This window comes from Thermosynechococcus vestitus BP-1 (genome assembly GCF_000011345.1).
Lineage (GTDB): Bacteria > Cyanobacteriota > Cyanobacteriia > Thermosynechococcales > Thermosynechococcaceae > Thermosynechococcus > Thermosynechococcus vestitus.
Window position 1 is genome coordinate 503,703 of sequence record NC_004113.1, and the last position, 22,054, is coordinate 525,756.

The window sequence follows — 22,054 nt, forward strand, 5'->3', positions numbered from 1 at the left end:
TGACGTGACTGACATCATTTCCATGACAACTGAACCCCGTTCCAATAGCCAGCTCCTCGCCACAATTGAGGTTTCGGGGACCCACTCTCAACAGGTGTATAACCAAGTGGTCAATGATCTCCTTCGCCACACCCAAGTGCCGGGATTTCGCAAGGGCAAAGCCCCCCGGCAGCTTGTATTGCAGCAGCTTGGCCGAGAGCGTCTGCGCTATCTTGCCATGGAAAAACTCATTGAGGATGCGGTCAAAACCGCCGTTGAAAAGAACAATATCCCCTACCTAGGCAACCTCGAACTCGCAGGGGGCATTACAGAGCTCCTGGATCAATTTCATCCCGGCGAAAACTTTTCTTTCAGCGTCACCTTTGATGTTGAACCAGAAGTTACAGTCACAGCCTATAAAGGGCTAACCATTGAGTACAATCCCGTCACCTACAATCCCGCAACCGTCGAGAAGCTCTTGCAGCAGCACCAACGGCAGCACGCCACTCTCATTCCCGTGGAAGACCGGCCCGCTCAGTGGGGCGATGATGTCACCCTGAAACTACTGACCAAAGATGAGAATGGGGAAGTGGTGAAGGAACTCTCAGCAGATGAATTGCCCCTCTCCCTCGATGAAGATCAACCCTTTTTGCTCCAAGAAATTCCTGCTGCTGTTGTCGGCATGGCTATTGGTGAGGCGAAAACGGTGACGGTGTCTGTTGCCGAGGAAGCAGAGGCTCCCAGACAGTTGACCGCTGAGATTGAACTTTTGGGAATTAAAGTCCCGGAACTGCCCCCCTTAGATGATGCCTTTGCCGCTGAGCACAGTGAATTTAGCACGATGGCAGAATTGCGGGCTTATTTAGAGCAAAATCACCAGGAGCGCGCTAAACATCAAGACAAGCAAGCCAAAGAAGCGGCCCTCATTGATACCCTCATTGCCCAAAATCCCGTTGAATTGCCAAAAACCCTGATCCGCAAAGAAGCGGATGTCAAGGTGCGGACAACTCTAATGCAGATTCAGTCCCAAGGGGTTGATCTCCACAAGATCATGACCGAGGAACTCTACGAAAGAATGCGTCAAGAGGCAGAGCCGGCGGCAACTAAGGAGGTGCACTCCCGTTTGCTGTTGAAGGCGATCGCTCGCCAAGAGGGCATTGAACCCACTCCAGAAGCAGTGGAGGAACGGCTGAACCGCTATAAAGAGATGCTGGGGAACAAAACGGCGAAGAATCTGGAACAACTCCGCAAATTGGCCCACGATGAAGTGCAGCAGGAGCAGACCCTCAGCTGGCTCCTAGAGCAAAATACATTTCAGCCGGTGCAGTCCGACGTAGCCACTGCCGAGCCCACAGCCACTGCTGAAGCACCAACAGAGATCCAGACGGAGGCTGTTGCTCAAACCCCATCTCAGCCGCAAAAACGGTCTGGGAAAAAAGCAAGTTCTGCCCCATCCCAGGAATAGTTCGGCATAATGAAAGTGATGATCCCCACGGGGATAAACCGCTCGTTACAATCTAGTTACAATTAATTACAAACCAACCGTCATTTTAGGCAACTATGCTGCAATCGCGTTACGACCATCCCCTGAGTGCCATTCTGCGCTCTCCCGCCCTCAACCTGCCGCCGACCCATGCCAACATTGTGCCGATGGTGGTTGAGCAGTCGGGGCGGGGGGAACGAGCCTTTGACATCTACTCGCGGCTCCTGCGCGAGCGGATCATCTTTCTAGGTGGGGGGGCCGGCGATCGCCGGGGCATTGACGATGCGGTTGCTGACTCCATCGTGGCCCAGCTTCTATTTCTTGATGCCGAGGATCCGGAAAAAGACATATACCTGTATATCAACTCACCGGGTGGCTCGGTCACAGCCGGCATGGCCATCTACGATACGATGAAGCACATTCGCCCTGATGTGTGTACCCTCTGCTTTGGCTTGGCGGCAAGTATGGGTGCCTTCTTACTCTCCGGCGGTACTCCTGGCAAACGGATGGCGCTGCCCAATGCTCGGATCATGATTCACCAGCCCCTCGGAGGTGCCCAGGGTCAGGCCGTGGATATTGAGATCCAAGCGCGGGAAATTCTCTACCACAAGCGCAAGCTCAACGAACTCTTGTCACAGCACACGGGGCAGCCCATCGAGCGCATTGAAGCCGATACGGAGCGGGATTTCTTTATGTCCGCTGAAGAGGCCAAGGCCTATGGTCTGATTGATCAGGTGGTGACGCGGCAGACTCTTCTTAGTCCCTAAGTACACCCTACGTGCACCCCTAGAGGTTCCCTATGGCCAAATATGACACCCACCTCAAGTGCTCCTTTTGTGGTAAGTCACAGGAACAGGTGCGCAAGCTGATCGCGGGCCCTGGGGTCTATATCTGTGATGAGTGCGTAGAGCTGTGTAATGAAATCCTCGATGAGGAATTGGCCACCGTTCCCAATGCAGCAGCTCCCCGTCGAGAATCCACACCGTCGCGATCGCCCCGCAGCACACCCCGTAGTCGCCCCCTCAGTCAAGTCCCCAAGCCTCGGCAAATCAAGGAATTTCTTGATAAGCACGTGGTCGGGCAGCACGAAGCCAAGAAAATCCTCGCGGTTGCGGTCTATAACCACTACAAGCGCCTGAGTCTGCTAGATAGCGATCAGCGGGGCGATGACAACGTCGAACTGCAAAAGTCCAATATCCTGCTCATTGGCCCCACGGGTTCCGGCAAGACTCTCTCGGCCCAGACGTTAGCGAAGCTCCTCGATGTTCCCTTTGCGGTTGCCGATGCCACCACCCTCACGGAAGCAGGTTATGTGGGGGAAGATGTGGAAAATATCCTGCTGCGGTTGCTGCAAAATGCCAATATGGATGTGGAGGAAGCACAGCGGGGGATTATCTACATTGACGAGATTGATAAAATTGCCCGCAAAAGTGAAAACCCCTCAATTACCCGGGATGTTTCGGGGGAAGGGGTACAGCAGGCGCTCCTAAAGATACTGGAGGGGACGATCGCCAATGTACCACCCCAGGGGGGGCGCAAGCATCCCTACCAAGACTGCATTCAAATTGACACGACAAATATCCTCTTTATCTGCGGCGGTGCCTTTGTGGGTTTAGAAAAGACCATTGAGCAGCGGGTGGGCAAAAAAGCGATGGGCTTTGTCCGTGATGGCGAACCCCTGCCTAAGGAAAAACGCTCTGCAGATATTCTCAAGCAACTGGAACCCCACGATCTGGTGAAGTACGGCATGATTCCAGAGTTCATTGGCCGTATTCCTGTGGTTGCTGTGCTAGAGCCGCTGGATGTGGCTGCCTTGGCAGACATTCTCACCCAACCTCAAAACGCGCTCCTGAAGCAGTACCAAAAACTGATGCGCATGGACAGTGTGGAGTTGCGCTTTGAACCGGCGGCGGTGGAGGCGATCGCCCAAGAGGCTTACCGTCGCAAAACCGGTGCCCGTGCCCTGCGCGCCATTGTTGAAGAGATTATGTTGGATGTGATGTACGAACTGCCCTCGCGCAAAGATCTGCGGGAATGTACCATCACGCCCGAGATGGTGGAAAAACGCTCCACGGCTGAACTGCTCCTGCATCCTTCTTCGCTGCCGACCCTATCGGCATAGGGTGATAGCACCGGGGACTAGAAGAAAACGTGGCTCTCGGGCATCAAGCTCAACTCAAGGGGAACCGCATGGGGATCCGTCTCTAGGGTTGCGCGAATCAAACTGGCAACGGTGGCCGGCCGCAGGAGTTTCTGGCGATCAATTTTGAGGCTGACGGCATCCCAAAAGGGGGTATCCACACCGCCAAAGTAGAACAGACTAAAGCGGATGCCATAGCGCTTGAGTTCTTCGGCCATACACTTGCTAAAGCCGACTACCCCAAATTTCGCAGCACAGTAGGCTGACCCCATTGCCATTGAATGTTTACCGAGAATGCCGACAATGGTGCAGATGTGGCCCTGCTGCTGCTCTTTCATGAGTTCGGCAGCCTGTTGGGTGGTGTAAAAGCACCCCTTGAGGTTGAGGTCTAACATTTGATCGAGTTCAGCTGCAGTAATCTTTTGATAGGGCTTGAGGAGGCCAGCCCCCGCGGCGTTGATCAATACATCGAGTCGTCCCTGTTGACTGCGGATCCCTTGCATCAATTCGCTGACTTGCTCCGGTTGGGTGATGTCACAGGGCTGAATTTGTACCGTTACTGAGGCGGGAAGTTGCTCTGCTAAGGTCTGCAGGCGATCGCGCGATCGCGCCGCTAAGACCAACGTGGCACCCGTTTCTTGGAGTTGTTCGACAACGGCTTGACCAATACCCCCTGTGGCACCCACCACTAACACCACGCGATCGGCTAAGACACTCATTTTGTTACATTTCTTTATGTTTACCCTTTTATCCTAGCGTTTCTTGAATTCCCGAGAACCTGCCAATGGCTTAGGCGATCAAATTTTAGAAAGACACGCCTTCGCTGTGCGTATTAGGATGGAGCCGTTAGGCTTCTCGCCTAGGTGTACGGAGTTGTCTTGACATCCTCCCCCCGCTAAAGCAGGGGGATTCCCAAAATCACTTTTGAGACTTTCTGTTTCTTCGCAGTTGCCCTCCAGACGTATGTCTATCAGGTCTTACACCCGCTCCACAGACTGTAACCGTGTGTCCCACGGCCAAAATATTCCCAGCGGCATTTATATCCCGATCATGGTGCGCCCCACACTTAGGACAGTCCCATTCTCGGACGCTCAATGGCAACCGCTCAACAATGTGACCACACTGTCCACAGCGTTTAGAACTGGGAAACCATCGGTCAATCTTCACCAGTGTCCGACCATACCACTGGGCCTTGTATTCCAATTGCCGTACCAGTTCACCCCATCCAGCATCACTGATGGATCGGGCAAGCTGACGGTTCTTGACCATATTCTTCACAGCCAACGACTCGATTATGATCGTTTGGTTTTCACGTATCAATCGAGTCGTCAACTGGTGCAAATGGTCTTTTCTGGAATCAGAGATTTTCTGGTGAATCTTGGCAACTTTCAACCGCGCCTTATCCCAATTGCGAGAGCCTTTTTGTTTGCGACTCAAAGACCGCTGCGCCTTACGGAGTCGTTTGTAGTAGCGGTTAAAGTGCTTGGGGTTGGCAATCTTTTCCCCTGTACTCAGGGTAATGAGACTGCTCATCCCTACGTCCAAACCAACCGACGGGTCGACGGGCTGCAGTGTCAAATCTCTGGGGTCATCAAACCTCAGACTGATGTACCACTGTCCAGCAGGGTTAAGCCTGATGGTCACCGTGGATGGTTCAACACCATCTGGAAGCCGTCTCGACCAGAGAATATTCGGCGGTTCGTTGCACTTTGCCAAGAATACTTTTCCGTCTTTCCACCTAAAAGCAGACTTGGTGAATTCTGCGCTACCGCCATTGCGTTTCTTTTTGAAGTTGGGATATTTTGCCCGACCTGCAAAAAAGTTAGTGAAAGCAGATTGCAGATGTCTCAATGCCTGCTGCAAGGGAACACAGCTAACCTCATTCAAAAACTGAAGGTCATCTTGCTTCTTCCACTGAGTAAGCAAGGCAGAGGTTTGAACGTAGTCAAGTCTCTCTTTTCGTTCATACCAGGCTTCTGTTCTGGCTGCCAGTGCTCGGTTATAAACCAACCGAACACAGCCCAATGTTCTCCGAAGCAGGGATTCCTGCTCGGTCGTTGGGTAGAAGCGGTAACTGAAAGCCTTTTGCATGCTTTAAATTATAGCGATTATTCTGTGAGTAACACAACTATACTTGGCAGTCACAGACTGCCGCTCCTATCCCTCCCCTCCCTAAAGGAGGGGGTCTCTCGGAGGTAAAGATGAGTGGCGATCGCTCATTTTAGGACGTTAGCGCCACCCCGCTCGATCCATAATCCGCAGCGCCTCGGCATTGTTGCGGCCAAAAACGGCTGCGTTGACGTTTTGCCCTCGAAAATTGCCAAATTGCTTTACAATCGGATGCACCGGTACGCCGGCGCGCACTGGATACTCAAAGTTGGCCATGGCAAACATTTCCTGCGCCTTGGGACTCACGAGGTATTCAAGAAAACGAATCGCTCCTTGCCGATTGGGGGCACCGGCTACGACGCCAGCACCAGAGATGTTGACATGGGCACCGCGATCGCGCTGATTTGGAAAGAACAAGCCCACCTTTGCAGCAACTGCACGATCTTGTTCTTTATCGGAGGCGATCAACCGTGCTAGATAGTAGTGATTTGCAATTGCCACACTGCCCACACCCTCGGCACAGGCACGAATTTGTGCTGTATCATTTCCCTCTGGTGGGCGGGCAAAGTTTTGTACGAGTCCCCGCGCCCACTGTTCCGTTTTCTGGGCACCATGAATGGCCAACAAGGATCCAGTGAGGGATTGATTATAGATATTGCTAGAACTGCGAGTGAGAATCTGGCGCCGCCACTTGGGATTGGCTAAGTCTTCATAGGTGGAGAGTTGGCTTGGATTGACCCTTGACTTGTTGTAAATCAGCACCCGCACCCGCCGTGAAAGTCCAAACCAGTGGCCTTGGGGTTCCCGCAGGTTGGCCGGCACAACGCTGTTGAGAACTCTGGACTGAATAGGCTGCAAAATGCCTGCCTCCTGTGCCCGCCAGAGTCGGCCGGCATCCACCGTAATCAGGACATCGGCGGGGGTGCGACTCCCTTCACTGCGAATCCGCTCAATCAGAGCATCCGCTTCAGCCTCAATAATGTTGACGCGAATCCCCGTCTGCTGCGTAAAAGTGTTGTAGAGGGCTTTATCTGTGTCGTAGTGCCGTGCCGAATAAACATTGATCACACCGCCTGAGGACTGTTGGGCATAGCTTGATTCAGCGTTTTGGTTCCAGAGGTGGTGGGTTACATAAGCTGTTGCTGCGGCGCCCATGCCCAGGAATACACGGCGACCTACTTTCTCCATAGTTGAGAATCTCTCCTAAAATTAATCCGAAGAATATTCTAGGATTAGAGAGGTATTTTTGCAATTCTTTCGCAATAATTTTAGCTTTTGCCGTACCACCACTGGCGATCGCTCGCAGGCAGCTCTACCCAATAGAGGGTTATGACCATCATGGTGTTTGTTTCAATGTGGCGTACCCAATAGCTGGGATGTCGCTTTGTAGCACTGTCGACGACAAGCCGCCGGCCAATGCGTCGCCAACTGGGTTCTTTGCTGCGCCAAGCAATGCGACAACAGGGCCACGGTAGCTGTTCCCGATCGAAAAGGCGACAACAGGGCCCCACTACCTCATAGCTAAAGGAATACCCTGGACTGTGAAAACGCGTGCCGGCAGGCCAAAGGGGTGAGCATTCTCTAGTTATCGAGGAGGCCATCAAGGAAATACACCAGGGTGCAGACCAGGTCTCCAGTGTATCAGCAGATCAGGCATTGATCTTAGGGCTTAGGGTTCCTGGGCTGCAATCAAGAGTGCACAGCAGCTAAAGCCGATGACAAGTGGAAACAAAGACTGAAGCCAGCCACTCAAGCCCGTGGTGACTAGAGCGATCGCCAGTGCCCACATTTGTAGGCGTCGTTGCTGCGGCGAGAGGGCAACCGGCAGTTCAATGAGTTGCAACCCCTCAGTGGGCAAGGGTAGGGGCATCACTCCCCCCGGCGGAAACGCCCAATACTGGTACTGCTCAATGAAGAGATCGGTCCAGCCATGTTCTTGGCACCAGGCCACTGCGGACTGATAGGAGTATTTGAGTAGCTGCAACGAAGGATGGCGATCCATAGGGGCACTGGTAAGGGCAAGACAATCAACCTCTCTATTGAGAACATAACAGAACTGGGAAATCTCTTTAGAACGCTTGTAGTAACTCTTAATCCTTTTGCTTGGGAGAAAATTAAGGTTTCCCGAATGAAGCCGGCGGATATACTGAAAGATAGATAGAGTTTTGTCAAGAAGGACTAGAGTTCATAGACAAAGTTCATAGACAACGGATGGTTGCCGTCCATTGATGTAAAGAAATGTTTATTTGTGTTTTACGCTGAAGGGTATTGTTAAGCCATTCGTTCATGGTTTTCAACGATGATTAAATTTCTCCCAAATGCCCATGAAATCTTGATTTGCCATGAATCTAACCTAAGCATCAAATCCCTTAAAAATTATCGAGGAGGCGGTCATGTTGCTAGAGGCACCAACTGTACCCATTTCACCTGCTGCCTTGCTCCATAGCCTGTTAGAACTGCGGCAGGAAATTACTAAGGAGGGGGAAGCCCGTTTTCAAGAGTGGCAATTAAAAATTAAGCGATCCGAATTTATACCTAGTGCGCGTAATCTTGCCTACTATTTGGCCTTGCGCTGGCGGGATCTACGGGCAATGCAAATGGCCTTGATGCCTTGGGGGTTATCGTCCCTAGGACGGATTGAGTCACGGGTGCTCCCCAATTTGGATGCGGTGATCAATACCTTGGGCGCCCTTTGCCATACCCATGGGTCACTGCCGCCGCGCCCACCCCTGGATGCTTTTTTTGCGGGCGATCGCCAACTGCGCCGCCAAACGGAGGAACTCTTTGGCCCGATTCGTGGCAAACGCCATGTGCGGATTATGGTGACACTCCCCACGGAAGCCGCCACTGACCGGCAATGGAGTATTACGCTCCTGCGCAAGGGAATGAACTGTGCCCGCGTCAACTGTGCCCACGATGACCCTGCGACTTGGGAAGCGATGATTGAGCATCTGCGCGCGGCAAGTCACATTACGGGTCAACCCTGCAAAATTCTCATGGACTTGGGGGGGCCGAAACCCCGCATTGCCGACATTTTTCCGGAAACGGTGCGCGTCCACAGCGGCGATCGCCTGCGACTGACAACGGAAATTTGCCCTGAGGGTGGCGAAATACCGCAATTCACCTGCTCCTTGCCAGAAATTGTGCCCCAATTAGAGGTGGGGCAGCGGGTTTGGATTGATGATGGCCGCACTGGCGGTCGCATTGTCAGCAAAGATGCCCAAGGGGTAGAACTCACGATTACCCACTGCAAGGAAGGGCAGCGGCTGAAGGTGGCCAAGGGCTTGAACTTCCCCGACAGTGATTTGCGCCTGTGCCCTTTGACTGCGAGCGATCGCGAGCATCTTGCCTTTGCTTGCCGCTATGCTGACATCATTGGCTACTCCTATGTTCAGTCCGCTGAGGATATTGCCCTACTGCAACGGGAACTGGCGCATTGTTGTGGCGATTGCGCCGACCAGATGGGCATCATTGCCAAAATTGAGACCCCGAAAGCGATTCGGGCACTGCCAGAAATGATCATCCAAGCGGCGGGTCGCCAACCCTTTGGTGTCATGATTGCCCGAGGCGATCTCGCTGTTGAAATTGGCTATCAACGCTTGGCGGAAATGCAGGAGGAAATCCTCTGGCTCTGTGAAGCTGCCCATGTCCCGGTGGTGTGGGCCACCCAAGTCCTTGAAAACTTAGTGAAAAAAGGCGTGCCCTCCCGTGCCGAAATCACCGATGCAGCCATGGCGGAGCGAGCAGAGTGTGTCATGCTCAACAAAGGCCCCTATGTAGGGTTAGCAGTGGATATTCTCGATGATGTCCTTGCCCGCATGGAAGCACACCAGCAGAAGAAAACGCCGCAACTACGGGCACTGCACTCATGGCACCCCGACAAGACCATTGGGCGGCCATCAATCTGTGATTAACCCTCAGAGAAAATGCTGGGGCGAATTTTATCCCCGTCCCGCAGGGGACGACTTGAACGGACAACATAGCGATCGCCGGCCTTGAGGCCCCTGAGGATTTCCACTTGGCCCTGCCGCCATTCGCCAAGGGTGACCTGCTGCTCCCGCACGCGATCGCCAACAACCACAAAAACGCTCCCCTGCCGTGAGGAGAGTTGCCCCTCCTCAAAGCCCCTCAGGGCAGATTGGGGAATCATCAAGCGCGGCGCCTTCGCTCCTTGGAAAGCCACCCGTGCCAGTAAACCACTGCCTAAGCGTTCATCGGCATTGTCAATCACCACTTCCACAGGAATCAGACGGGCAGCGGCAGCGGCCGGTGAAATTCGGGTAATCCGTCCTTCATAGGTGCGGTTGGGCACAGCATCAAACGTGACTATCGCCCCTTGGCCGGGCGCAAGTCTAGCCAATTCCCGTTCCGAGACTTCCACGACAACCTTGAGTTGGCGAATATCCCCAAGGCGGAGCACTTCCCCCCCAGGTTGCAGTAGGTTGCCCACTTCCGTGAGTCGCTCTAGCACCACGCCATGGAGGGGCGATCGCAGGAGAGCTTGATTCAACCGTGCCCGCGCCTGCTGGACAAGGGCGGTTTGGGCTTGTACCCGACCCTGGGCAACGGCTACCCCCTGTTGAGCCGTCACTACCTCTGCTTCGCGGGAACGTAGTACCTGCCGTGCTGTTTGCGCCGTTGTGCGTGCCTGCTCTGCTGCCTGTGCTGAAACGGCACCATCCCGGAGCAGGGCTTCAAAGCGGCGGGCATTGCTTTCCGCCTGTTGGAGGGTGAGACGGGCTTCTTCCACAGCCGTACGGGCACGATTGACGGCGGCTTGGGCTTGGATCACTTCGTTGCGGCGGGCGGCCAGTTCTGCCTCTGCTTCAAAGACAGCGTTTTTGAGGACAATGGGATCCACTGCCGCCAGCAGTTGCCCCGATTGCACGCGATCGCCCACATCCACGCCTAATTGAATCACTTGACCTTCCACCTGCGATCGCAGCATCACCTCACGGTAGGGGCGAGTGGTGCCCGTGAGGGTTGTATCGGCCTCTAACTGTGCCAAGCGTGCCACAGCCACATCCGCAGCAACCCCGTCACTTTCTGGGCGCGCAACCGCTGGCGATTCTAAGCGACCCATGGCCGGCTGGCACCCCCCCAACAGCACTGCGATCGCGATCGCCCCCAACCATTGTTGCTTCGCCATCATCTGTTTCATCATCTTGCCAACTGCTGCCGATAGCCTATCACACTGTCCCCAACTGCATCAGTAACACCTCCCAAACAAGGCGGGGTTGAACGTACTGCTGCAAATACTGACGGGCCCGCTCCAATTGCTGAAGCACCAGGACACACCGAGGGAGGTCTCTTTTCTGCCAAATTTGCTGCTGCATTAGACTGAGGAGCCAGAGCTGCCGTTCGACATCGAGGGATTGGCTAATGTCCCGTGCCAATTCCAAAGCCGTTTGCAGAGGGAGGGGGGCGGTCAACTGTTCACCGAGGTGGCGAAACGCCTCAGGAATTTCTTGCCATGTTTGCCACGCCTGCAGAATGGCCCCCGGAGACCCTGCTCCCAAGTCCAGGAGGGCGGGAGTGACCTGATGCCAAAAGTCAGGGGGGGCCACCTGTCGCAGTACCTGTTCGACCGCCTGACGACTCAGGGGATAGAAGGGAATTTTCTGACAGCGGGAAACAATTGTATTCAAGAGTGCCGACGGGCTAGGGGCAATCAGAATCAAGGTGGCACGCCCCGGTTCTTCAAGGGTTTTCAGCAGGGCATTGGCGGCGGCTTCGTTCATGGTTTCAGCCTGGGTCAAGACCACCAGGGATCGCGGTGCACGCATCGGTGGTTGGCTGAGGTGACGGCTAAGCTGGCGAATTTGCTCTAGACGAATCTGGGGGGCACTGCGGGGAATTTCCTTGTCAGCTGCCAGCAGTTGGCGACGGGTGTAGAGGGTTCCTTGGACACTGTAGGTGGGCTCCATCCAGAGGACGTCGGGGTGGTTGCTCAGATCCTTTGCCTCGTTGAGAATTGCTTGGAGAAAACAGCGGGCAGTGAGGGCACGGCCGACCCCTTCGGGTCCAACAAAGAGATAGGCGGGGGCAATTTGCCGGCGATCGAGGGCATAGGTCAAGAGTTGAATGGCGGTTGGTTGACCAATGACGGGACGAAACCAATTCATGGCTTGGGGAAATGGGCTTCAACATAGGCAATGGCACTGGGGCGATCGCTGACAAGGCCATCGAGCATCGCCGATCGCAGGGCAAGCAGAATTTGCCGCAACTGCGGTCCACGGGGGTAGCCCAACTGCTGCAGATCATGGCCATTCAAGGGCAGCTTCTGCACGCGCCACTGCCAGAGATACTCCCGCAGGAGGGTGACCTCTGCTAGGGCTGGCGCACGACCCTCTGCCTGCAGCACCGCTGCCAACAGCACAATCAGCGGTAGGGGGTGGCTCTCCAAAAACGCCCAGTAGTGGCTGCGCTGTGGCGTTGTCTGCCGCAATGTCTGCCATTCCTGCTGGAATTGAGGAAAAGTGTCGAGCCACTCACACAGGTGCTCCCCCAGTTGCAGTTGACGGGCGATCGCCCCCGCTGTGGGCACGGTCACAATCAAGGCCAAGAGTTCCAGCTCCCAGAGGGGAAAGGTTTGCCATTCCCGCCGCTCAGGAATCTCTGGCCACCACTGCCAAACCAACTGCAAGCGCACCTTGGCCCCCTCATCAAAGGTGACTTGGCGATCCAAACACTCAAGGGCACCCAACTCCGCGAGTAACGTCAAGGCCCGCTCACCGCCAAAGTGTTCGTTTGGGGCAAGGGGCAGTTCAAGGAGGTGGCGCAGTTCATTGCGCAGCCGACTTTGGAGGGAAGGCCGTTTTGAGGTGGGGCGATCGCGGGTCACAAAGACACCACTGGTGAGGGCATATTCAATGTACTGGCGGCTTTGCGGCTCCACCTCAAACCCCAAACGCACAGCAAAACGCACCGCTCGAAAAATCCGCGTTGGGTCTTCAATAAAACTATTGGGGTGGAGAACCCGAATCAGTCCCCGCTCTAAATCCTCCTGCCCACCAAAAAAATCCAGAACCTCGCCGTGGCGCGGTGGGGTAAGGCGCATGGCGAGGGCGTTGATGGTAAAGTCGCGGCGGTAGAGATCTTGGCGAATGGAACTGGCGGCCACTTCTGGATGTGCGGCCGGATAGGGATAAAACTCACTGCGGGCAGTGGCAATATCCACGGCAAACCCCGCCAAGGGGGATGCCTTCGGCCAATGGAGGGCCGCTGTTTGAAACTGACCGTAAATCTGTAAATCGGTCTCTGGGTAAAGCGCGTGGAGTGCTTGCGCCAAATGCACCCCGGCGGCCTCCTCCTGCTGCACCCCATCTACCACTAAGTCAAATTCCCGTGTGGGTAAGTGGTGATTCCCCTGGGCGATCGCCAAGAGCAGATCTCGCACCGCTCCGCCCACGAGGTACAGTTGCCAGCCACGCTCCCTGGCGATCGCGGATGCTCGTTGCAGCAGTGTCCACAGTTGCTCCGGCAGCCGCTGTTGCAGTGCCTCGTAAAGGTTTAGGGTGGGCAGCGGGCACACTGTTTCCCGGTCGCGGTTGAGGGCATAGAGGTGGCGTAGGACATCGGTACGAGTGACAATCCCGACGAGGTCGCCTTGATCGTTCACCACGGGTAACCGCCCAATATCGTACTGCACCATTAGGGCTTGAATCTCCGGCAGCGGTGTGGTGGGGGAAATGGTGCGCACCGGCGCTTTCATATAGCCTTTGACGGGCGCATGGGCAAATCCATGGTGCAGGGCCACATCCAAATCCCGCCGTGAAATAATCCCCAGAAGCTCCCCTTCAGCACTCACGACCGACAGGCCAGAGTGGCCATAGCGCAGTAGCACCCGGTGGGCATCGGCAATAGGGGTTTCTGGACGGACTGTGCGTACGGGTGAGGACATCAGTTCGGCAGCAGTGGGAGGATGGGGAATCTGTTCCCTAAGGCGAGTCAATAGTTCCTGGAGCAGTGCCTCTGGCGCCTCTGTGCTCACCGTCACAGCTGCGGCTTGGGCATGACCGCCGCCGCCCAGGGGAGCAAGCAAATGGGCAACATTGACGTTGGGAATGTGACTGCGGGCAATAATGGCGAGATGATGTTGGCGATAGGCGTGCCCAAGGAGAATGGCATCGCACTCACTGAGATCCGCCAATTGGGTGATTAGCCGAGAGAGACCAGGGAGATACTCCGCCGTACGTAGCAATACCCAGCCCAGCCGATAGCCCTGATGAACCACTTGCTGGAGATTGGCCCAGGCCTGCCGCAGCAGGGGCTGTAAATTTTCGCTCAAACCTTCCTCGCAATAGGTGGCGATCGCCCGCTGATTTGCCCCTTGGCTCAACAGCCATGCCAAGGCCTGCACATCCCGCACCGTGGTTTGCTCAAAGGTTAGGGAACCCGTATCGGCGTGAATCCCCAGGGCCAGGACAGTCGCTTCGGTGGGCCTAAGGCTAATCTCTGCCGCCTGCAACTGTTCGCAAATGAGGGTGCTAGTGGCGCCAACAGGGGCTAACCATTGCTGCTGCGAGACAATGTCCCCCCTCATCTCCAGATGGTGATCGTACAGACCAATTTGTACTTGGGGTTGATCCAGCCATGCTGCCGCTTGCCCCAACTGGCGACGCCACTGCGTATCCACCACCCAAATCTGCCGCAATTGGCTGGGGTCAACGGCCCTTGCTTCAAGGAGGGGGTATTCATCGCGATGGTAGGCCAAAAACTCCCCCACCTTGGGATGGGTACCCCCAGTCAAGACGATTTTTGTCCCCGGATAAAGGCGCGTCAGACCAACCGCTGCCCCAAGGGTGTCAAAATCAGCAATTTGATGACAAAGAACAACATCCATCAGAACTTCTCGGGGCAGTAGCGATAGTTGTCAGCTGCAATTACCCTGTATTCAGTCTGCGGCAAGTTGTGTTCACGCAAAATGATAAACGCTAGTAGAAAAGCGGAATGAGTTTTTTCACCGACTGCCGGTAGGTTGGGTAGTCCTTAAACTTCGCCGATAGCCACTGTTCCTCTTGAGCTGCCTTGCGGTCAAAAAAGATAAAAAGAGCGATCGCCCCCAGACCATGGGAAAGGCTCATGTGCCATACGCTATAGGCCAACGCTAAAAAAATGACACTGCTATAGATGGGATGGCGCACCCAAGCATAAACCCCCGTGGTCACTAACTGACTCTCCTCCTTGGGATGGGGTAAGGGCGTCAAGTTGTTCCCTAGGTGAAACACACCAGCCATGCCTAGCCCCAGGCCCATCAGCCCCAAGCCAAGGGTCAGACCTAGACGCACTGCAAAAGGTAGGTGAACTATTTGTACCACCGGCAAGAGAATAAAGCCGATACTGAGCACGGTTTGCCCAAGCACCCAAAACTCTCCCCGCTGGTTGCGCCACCAGTCTTTGCTGAAGCCCCACTCTTGCAGTTTATTCACCTTGGTTGCCTTGGTTGCCGCTATTGGTGGATATTTCAAATTGTAGCGATCCTCTAGCGATCGCGTGGTTACTCCACAGGGGGCAATAGTTTTGTAGCTTTAGCAGCAGCTTTTTTCGCCTTTGTTTGGCCACTTCCCAGTTTGCCGAGGGATTCTTGGAGCGTTCCCATCGGACAAATCGCACACCACGCCCGCTGATTAAAGATCACCCCCAAGAGAATGGCAACCATGGAGGTAACAACGCACATATTGACAAAGAGACCCCCCACGGCCATCCAGTGGCCCCATGCCAACGTCATGCGAATGGCAAAAATGGTCATGATAAAGCTAAACACCGCCCAACGAAAACTCTGTTTTTTGAAGAGTTTGGGATAGGGACGGTGGGGACTAAAGTGATAGAGGACAATGTCTAGGAATGCGCCACGCGGGCAGAGGTTGCCACACCAATAGCGGCTTCGAAAATAGGCCAGGGCAGGAATACCCAGCATCATTGCCAGCATGAGGTACCCCAACCACGGATACCAGAGGCCCCCAATCGCAATTAAAAAGAACAACCAAATAGTTACCCATTGACTGGGCTTGCCCCGCAACGCTCGCTTCATAACATGTCTAGCCATACAGTTTTATATATTTATGACGTGCGACGCGAAAGCTAGCCAGATGATTGTCCCACTAGCCCAACAAGCTAGAACGGGACCGGTTGTTCCCCCAACCGTAGCCTAGGGAGGCATGCGCGACTGGTAACGGTCAGGTATGAAGCCCTCCCGACAACGGAGCCCGAACCGAAAGGTTGAAGCCGAATCCGTGAGGAGGAAGCAACTTTGCCAGCGTCAGGCGATAGGGAGCTAGGCTTGAGGGTATGGTGAACGCAAGTGAAGTGACGCCAGAAGCCTCGTTACTATAAACAGGCCAAAGACGCCGATAGGCCTGAGCCAAAATGGCAAACGGACTGGTTTCACTGCTGTCATCTCAGTGGACGGGGACAATAGTTCCGTCGGGGTAAAGTCACCACCTAACCCCTCGCGTCATCTGGTTGGAACGCGGTAAGCCCGTATCTTCGCCTTGAACATTCAAGGCAGGCAAACCGTAAGGAATGCTGATGAGGGTGCGGGTATGGGATGCAGGAGAAAGCGAATGCTGGTCTGTAACGGACCGGATAGGGGTTGAGGAAACAATCCAACATCACCCCGCCCGAAAGGGAGCAGACTTCCTGCTGGTCTCCCTTTGCGAGATAACCTGTAGAACCTCTTGAATGGAGACAAGGCAGTGCGACGCGAAAGCTAGCCAGATGATTGTCCCACTAGCCCAACAAGCTAGAACGGGACCGGTTGTTCCCCCAACCGTAGCCTAAGGAGGCATGCGTGACTGGTAACGGTCAGGTATGAAGCCCTCCCGACAATGAAGCCCGAACCGGAAGGTTGGAGCCGAATCCGTGAGGAGGAAGCAACTTCACCAGCGTCAGGTGATAGGGAGCTAGGCTTGAGGGTATGGTGAACGCAAGTGAAGTGACGCTAGAAGCCTCGTTACTCCAAGCAGGCCAAAGATGCTGATAGGCCTGAGCCAAAATGGCAAAGCGGATTGGATTCACTGCTTGCTTTTCAGTGAACGGGGACAGCAACTCCGCCGGGGTATAGTCACCACCTAACCCCTCGTGTCATCTGGTTGGAACGCGGTAAGCCCGTATCTTCGCCTTGAACATTCAAGGCAGGCAAACCGTAAGGAATGCTGATGGGGGTGCGGGTAGAGGAGGTGGGAAAAAGCGAATGCTAGCCTGTAATGGGCTAGATAGGGATTGAGAATGCTGGCAGGACATTCAACATCATCCCACTCGAAAGAGGGCAGACTTCCCGCCGGTCCCCCCTTACGAGAAAGTCTATAGAACCTTCCTAATGGTGACAATGCAAATGGCGGTGATCTTGAGTCACTGGTGCGGTCACCAACCTGCTCAAAAGGTAGAGAGGCTGTAGATGAGTATCGTAAAGGTTGCATGCACAACCGGTTCCTCTTAAATGAGGGGTCCTGGGGGGCTCGAGCCGGATGCGGGGAAACTTGCACGTCCGGTTCCTAGGGGGCTAGGGGGCAGCGATGCCCCCCTGCTACCCGACAATGACGGTGGACCAAACCACTGGTGCGGTCACCAACCAAACGGAAACAAGCTGGCACAGCATAAACTGGACCAAAGCCAACCGTGAGGTAAAGAGGCTGCAAGTGCGTATCGCAAAGGCTGTGAAGGAAGGACGCTGGGGCAAAGTGAAAGCTTTGCAATGGCTCCTGACCCACTCGTTCTACGGCAAAGCCCTCGCCGTGAAACGGGTAACTGACAACTCAGGCAGTAGAACACCTGGTGTGGACGGGATAACCTGGTCCACACAAGAGCAGAAAACCCAAGCCATAAAGTCCCTCAGGAGAAGAGGCTATAAACCCCAACCCCTGAGGCGGGTATACATCCCGAAAGCAAACGGCAAACAGCGCCCGCTAGGAATCCCGACAATGAAGGACAGGGCAATGCAGGCACTATATGCCCTAGCCCTAGAACCAGTCGCGGAAACCACAGCGGACCGGAACTCCTATGGGTTCCGCCGAGGGCGATGTACGGCAGATGCGGCAGGACAATGCTTCCTTGCTCTGGCAAAAGCCAAGTCGGCTGAACACGTCCTTGACGCTGACATATCCGGATGCTTTGATAACATCAGCCATGAGTGGCTACTAGCCAACACTCCACTGGACAAAGGGATCTTACGGAAATGGCTTAAATCTGGGTTCGTCTGGAAACAGCAACTCTTCCCCACCCATGCTGGGACACCTCAGGGAGGGGTAATCTCCCCAGTTCTTGCCAATATAACCCTAGATGGGATGGAAGAACTGTTGGCCAAACACCTCAGAGGTCAAAAAGTCAACCTCATCCGATATGCTGACGATTTTGTCGTGACGGGAAAAGATGAGGAAACCCTGGAGAAAGCCAGAAACCTAATCCAGGAGTTCCTAAAAGAACGGGGCTTGACCCTGTCCCCCGAGAAGACAAAAATCGTCCATATTGAGGAAGGCTTCGACTTTCTCGGATGGAACATTCGCAAGTACAACGGGGTTCTTCTCATCAAACCCGCGAAGAAGAACGTGAAAGCGTTCCTCAAGAAAATCCGAGACACTCTAAGGGAACTTAGGACAGCAACCCAGGAAATCGTGATAGACACACTCAACCCAATCATTAGAGGTTGGGCCAACTATCACAAAGGACAAGTCTCTAAGGAAACCTTCAACCGAGTGGACTTCGCCACCTGGCACAAATTGTGGCGATGGGCAAGGCGCCGGCACCCAAACAAACCTGCCCAATGGGTGAAGGACAAATACTTCATCAAAAACGGAAGCAGAGACTGGGTGTTCGGTATGGTGATGAAAGACAAGAACGGGGAACTGAGGACCAAACGCCTAATCAAAACCTCTGACACCCGAATCCAACGCCACGTCAAAATCAAGGCAGACGCCAATCCGTTTCTCCCAGAGTGGGCAGAATACTTTGAGAAACGCAAGAAACTCAAAAAAGCCCCTGCTCAATATCGGCGCATCCGCCGAGAACTATGGAAGAAACAGGGTGGTATCTGTCCAGTATGCGGGGGTGAAATTGAGCAAGACATGCTCACTGACATCCACCACATATTGCCCAAACACAAGGGTGGTTCTGACGACCTGGATAATCTTGTCTTAATCCACGCCAACTGCCACAAACAGGTGCACAGCCGAGATGGTCAGCACAGCCGGTCCCTCTTGAAAGAGGGGCTTTGAGAGGCCTGAGCCGGATGCTGGGAAACTAGCACGTCCGGTTCTTAGGGGGCTAGGGGGCAGTAATGCCCCCCGCTACCCGACTATAGAGTTATCTAGTAAAAATATCAAGGCCTTGAGGCAGTGCCTTCATGACTTTTTACGTAGTGAGGCCAATAGCTATGCGTGCCACTCTAATGCCAATTGCACCAAGCGATGGACCAATTCCGGGAAGGACAGGCCACTCGCCGCCCACAGTTGCGGGTACATGCTCAGGGCGGTAAACCCCGGCAGCGTATTCACTTCATTGATCAGCACTTCCCCAGTGCTTGGTACATAGAAAAAATCAAAGCGAGCCAAGCCAGCGGCACCGAGGGCCTGAAAGGCTTGCAGAGACAGGCTGCGAATTTGCTCACTCACCGCTGGGGGAATCTCCGCAGGGATATGGAGCTGAGCGCGGCCATCGGTGTATTTGGTTTCGTAGTCGTAAAACTCACTGCTGTAGGTAATCTCCCCCACTACCGAAGCTTGGGGTTTATCATTGCCGAGCACAGCACACTCGAGCTCACGGGCAACCACACCCGCTTCCACAATGATGCGGCGATCCAGTTCGGCAGCGACCTCAAGGGCAGTTGTCAGTTGTTGGCGATTTTTGGCTTTGGAGATGCCCACCGAGGAGCCAAGGTTAGCGGGCTTAACAAAGCAGGGATAACCCAATTCAGTTTCAATGCGATCGCACAAATGGTTGTAACGACAGGGATCTGACCACAGGTCACTGCGCTGAAGTGCCACATAAGGCACTTGGGGTAAGCCGATTGCCCCAAAGACTGTTTTCATCAGAATTTTGTCCATACCAATGGCAGAGGCAGCTACCCCTGACCCCACATAGGGGCGCTGCATCAATTCCAGGAGTCCCTGAATCGTCCCATCTTCGCCATTGGGGCCATGGACAATAGGAAACCAGACATCAATGGTGTCGACCACTGCCGGAAACTGCCACAGGGAGCTCTCTGGTGCCGTGCCTTCAGGGATGCCAACCCGCTCCGTGTGGCGCCAGCGACCATCTTTTTCGATGTAGATGGGAATCACCTCATAGCGATCGCCATTGTCCCCTGCCGCAAAGGCTTGGGCGATCGCTGCCGCCGAGACCACCGAAACTTCATGCTCCCGTGAGCGACCGCCAAACAATAGCCCAACCCGCAGACGACCCATAGGACAAACCCGTGTGAATGTGACGGTTTCTTGGTAGGATTTTCAAGGATTATACAAAGTTTGGGAGTTGCTATGGACGTGGGGCAAAAAGTGCGCGTCTGTCGAATTCGCGATCGCGTCGCCCAAGACATCATTCAAAAACTCGGCCAAGTGGGTCAAATTACTGGTTTTAAGATGACCGATGGCAGTGGCGTTGGCGTCATTGTCACCTTTGACGATCGCTCCAGCACTTGGTTTTTTGAGGATGAAGTTGAAGTCGTTGGCTAAGTCCTGCCCTGCCGCCTTTTTCACAGCAACTGAGCTGGGTCAATCGGACCTCAGACAGGATCCCACTGAATCCGAGAGAAAAAGGTTGCATTAGTGGTACGTTGTATTGTGGTGCGCTTGCACCAACAGCTGCACTTTACTTTCAGTCCTGATCGCTGTGCCTCCTAGGGAGCGATCGCCCTCTGAAAAACGCAAATGAATTTACCTAGACAGTAGGCAAACGTCCATGGTCATATCAGCAGAACGAACCAATGTAGGCTTTATCACTCAGGTCATTGGACCTGTCGTTGACATTGAATTTCCCAGCGGCAAAATGCCCGCCATTTACAACGCCCTGCGGATTCAAGGCAAAAACGCGGCCGGCTTAGACGTGGCTGTAACCTGCGAAGTGCAACAACTCCTTGGCGATAACCGCGTCCGTGCTGTTGCCATGAGCAGCACCGATGGCTTAGTGCGGGGGATGGAAGTCGTAGATACCGGTGCCCCCATCAGCGTGCCCGTAGGAACAGCCACCCTGGGTCGCATCTTCAACGTGCTGGGTGAACCCGTGGACGAAAAAGGTGCTGTCAATGCCACCGAAACCCTGCCCATTCACCGGCCTGCCCCCAGCTTTACCCAACTGGAAACTAAGCCCTCGGTCTTTGAAACGGGCATCAAGGTGATTGACCTGCTCACCCCCTATCGCCGTGGCGGCAAAATTGGCCTCTTTGGCGGTGCTGGCGTCGGCAAAACCGTGATCATGATGGAACTCATCAACAACATTGCCACCCAACATGGTGGGGTCTCGGTGTTTGCTGGCGTAGGTGAACGGACCCGCGAAGGCAATGACCTCTACAACGAAATGATTGAATCGGGGGTTATTGATAAAGACGATCCCAGTAAGTCCAAAATCGCCCTTGTCTATGGTCAAATGAATGAACCCCCCGGGGCACGGATGCGCGTCGGCCTCTCCGGGCTGACGATGGCTGAATACTTCCGCGATGTCAACAAGCAGGATGTGCTGCTGTTTATTGATAACATCTTCCGTTTTGTCCAAGCCGGTTCTGAGGTGTCGGCGCTCCTCGGTCGGATGCCCTCTGCGGTGGGATACCAACCCACCCTTGGGACGGATGTGGGGGCTCTGCAAGAGCGGATTACCTCAACCACCGAAGGTTCGATTACCTCGATTCAAGCAGTTTATGTGCCTGCGGATGACTTGACTGACCCTGCTCCCGCAACGACCTTTGCTCACTTGGATGGGACAACGGTGCTCTCCCGTAGTCTAGCCGCAAAAGGGATTTACCCCGCCGTGGATCCCCTCGGCTCCACCTCCAATATGTTGCAGCCGGACATTGTGGGTGAAGAGCACTATCAAACGGCACGGGCAGTCCAAGCTACCCTTCAGCGCTACAAAGAGCTTCAGGACATTATCGCTATTTTGGGTCTTGATGAACTCTCTGAGGAAGACCGCCTGACAGTGGCGCGGGCACGCAAAATTGAGCGCTTCTTATCTCAGCCTTTCTTTGTGGCGGAAGTGTTCACTGGTGCCCCCGGCAAATACGTCACCCTCGAAGAAACCATCAAAGGCTTCCAGATGATCCTCAGCGGTGAGCTGGATGATCTACCAGAGCAAGCCTTCTACATGGTGGGTAATATTGAGGAAGCCAAAGCTAAGGCTGAAAAACTGAAAGCATAGGT

At 54.4% G+C, this 22,054-nt stretch carries 18 protein-coding genes; 7 read left to right on the forward strand and 11 right to left on the reverse strand.

Features of this window, described 5'->3' with window-relative positions; translation table 11 throughout:
• Positions 1-4 precede the first annotated feature (4 nt).
• The 3 genes from tig to clpX all read left to right on the forward strand — a co-directional run bounded on the left by tig (position 5) and on the right by clpX (position 3,584).
• On the forward strand, positions 5-1,444 hold the full coding sequence (gene tig, locus TLL_RS02595) for a trigger factor (RefSeq protein ID WP_231833852.1): 1,440 nt from the start codon (positions 5-7) through the stop codon (positions 1,442-1,444).
• A 95-nt stretch (positions 1,445-1,539) separates the two neighbouring features.
• Positions 1,540-2,229: an ATP-dependent Clp endopeptidase proteolytic subunit ClpP gene (gene clpP / locus TLL_RS02600; RefSeq protein ID WP_011056360.1), complete on the forward strand. Its 690-nt coding sequence runs from the start codon at positions 1,540-1,542 to the stop codon at positions 2,227-2,229.
• A gap of 32 nt (positions 2,230-2,261) precedes the next feature.
• Complete coding sequence (gene clpX / locus TLL_RS02605) at positions 2,262-3,584, forward strand: ATP-dependent protease ATP-binding subunit ClpX (RefSeq protein WP_011056361.1); 1,323 nt, start codon at positions 2,262-2,264, stop codon at positions 3,582-3,584.
• Positions 3,585-3,601: 17 nt separating this feature from the next.
• Here clpX and TLL_RS02610 read toward each other — a convergent pair whose 3' ends face one another.
• From TLL_RS02610 to TLL_RS02630, 5 genes are all read right to left on the reverse strand, one after another.
• Complete coding sequence (locus tag TLL_RS02610) at positions 3,602-4,321, reverse strand: SDR family oxidoreductase (protein ID WP_011056362.1); 720 nt, start codon at positions 4,319-4,321, stop codon at positions 3,602-3,604.
• 199 nt (positions 4,322-4,520) lie between these two features.
• Complete coding sequence (locus tag TLL_RS02615; protein ID WP_011056363.1) at positions 4,521-5,693, reverse strand: RNA-guided endonuclease InsQ/TnpB family protein; 1,173 nt, start codon at positions 5,691-5,693, stop codon at positions 4,521-4,523.
• A gap of 138 nt (positions 5,694-5,831) precedes the next feature.
• Positions 5,832-6,899 carry a Fe(3+) ABC transporter substrate-binding protein gene (locus tag TLL_RS02620; protein ID WP_011056364.1) on the reverse strand — a complete coding sequence of 356 codons (1,068 nt, stop codon included), beginning with the start codon at positions 6,897-6,899 and terminating at the stop codon, positions 5,832-5,834.
• An 80-nt stretch (positions 6,900-6,979) separates the two neighbouring features.
• Positions 6,980-7,222, reverse strand: a complete 243-nt coding sequence (locus TLL_RS02625; RefSeq protein ID WP_231833812.1) for a hypothetical protein — start codon at positions 7,220-7,222, stop codon at positions 6,980-6,982.
• A 158-nt stretch (positions 7,223-7,380) separates the two neighbouring features.
• Positions 7,381-7,713, reverse strand: a complete 333-nt coding sequence (locus TLL_RS02630) for a hypothetical protein (RefSeq protein WP_011056366.1) — start codon at positions 7,711-7,713, stop codon at positions 7,381-7,383.
• A gap of 391 nt (positions 7,714-8,104) precedes the next feature.
• On the opposite strand from TLL_RS02630, the gene TLL_RS02635 reads away from it, so the two are divergent.
• Complete coding sequence (locus tag TLL_RS02635) at positions 8,105-9,625, forward strand: pyruvate kinase (protein WP_011056367.1); 1,521 nt, start codon at positions 8,105-8,107, stop codon at positions 9,623-9,625.
• Here the strand turns inward: TLL_RS02635 and TLL_RS02640 are convergent.
• The 5 genes from TLL_RS02640 to TLL_RS02660 form a co-directional block, all read right to left on the reverse strand.
• Complete coding sequence (locus TLL_RS02640) at positions 9,622-10,863, reverse strand: efflux RND transporter periplasmic adaptor subunit (protein WP_164920707.1); 1,242 nt, start codon at positions 10,861-10,863, stop codon at positions 9,622-9,624. The two genes, TLL_RS02635 and TLL_RS02640, sit on opposite strands and share 4 nt — an antisense overlap.
• A gap of 37 nt (positions 10,864-10,900) precedes the next feature.
• Positions 10,901-11,836, reverse strand: a complete 936-nt coding sequence (locus TLL_RS02645) for a DNA polymerase III subunit delta' (protein ID WP_011056369.1) — start codon at positions 11,834-11,836, stop codon at positions 10,901-10,903.
• Positions 11,833-14,556 carry a CBS domain-containing protein gene (locus TLL_RS02650; RefSeq protein ID WP_011056370.1) on the reverse strand — a complete coding sequence of 908 codons (2,724 nt, stop codon included), beginning with the start codon at positions 14,554-14,556 and terminating at the stop codon, positions 11,833-11,835. Before TLL_RS02650 ends, TLL_RS02645 begins: the two co-directional genes overlap by 4 nt.
• A gap of 91 nt (positions 14,557-14,647) precedes the next feature.
• Positions 14,648-15,142, reverse strand: coding sequence for a methyltransferase family protein (locus TLL_RS02655; protein ID WP_011056371.1), 495 nt, complete (start codon positions 15,140-15,142; stop codon positions 14,648-14,650).
• A gap of 68 nt (positions 15,143-15,210) precedes the next feature.
• Positions 15,211-15,759 (reverse strand): 4Fe-4S binding protein, encoded by a 549-nt coding sequence (locus TLL_RS02660; protein WP_011056372.1) that lies wholly within the window; start codon positions 15,757-15,759, stop codon positions 15,211-15,213.
• 1,468 nt (positions 15,760-17,227) lie between these two features.
• On the opposite strand from TLL_RS02660, the gene ltrA reads away from it, so the two are divergent.
• A complete protein-coding gene (ltrA, locus tag TLL_RS02665; protein WP_011056164.1) occupies positions 17,228-18,922 on the forward strand; it encodes a group II intron reverse transcriptase/maturase in 1,695 nt (564 codons plus the stop codon).
• A 156-nt stretch (positions 18,923-19,078) separates the two neighbouring features.
• Here the strand turns inward: ltrA and TLL_RS02670 are convergent, their stop codons facing one another.
• The gene (locus TLL_RS02670) at positions 19,079-20,110 is read right to left on the reverse strand and encodes a D-alanine--D-alanine ligase family protein (protein ID WP_011056373.1); all 1,032 of its coding nucleotides are present in this window, start codon (positions 20,108-20,110) and stop codon (positions 19,079-19,081) included.
• A gap of 72 nt (positions 20,111-20,182) precedes the next feature.
• Between TLL_RS02670 and TLL_RS02675 the strand changes: the two genes are divergently transcribed.
• Entirely contained in the window at positions 20,183-20,377 is a 195-nt protein-coding gene (locus tag TLL_RS02675; protein WP_011056374.1) for a cytochrome b6f subunit PetP, read from the forward strand.
• A 226-nt stretch (positions 20,378-20,603) separates the two neighbouring features.
• Positions 20,604-22,052, forward strand: coding sequence for a F0F1 ATP synthase subunit beta (atpD, locus tag TLL_RS02680; RefSeq protein ID WP_011056375.1), 1,449 nt, complete (start codon positions 20,604-20,606; stop codon positions 22,050-22,052).
• Positions 22,053-22,054 lie beyond the last annotated feature (2 nt).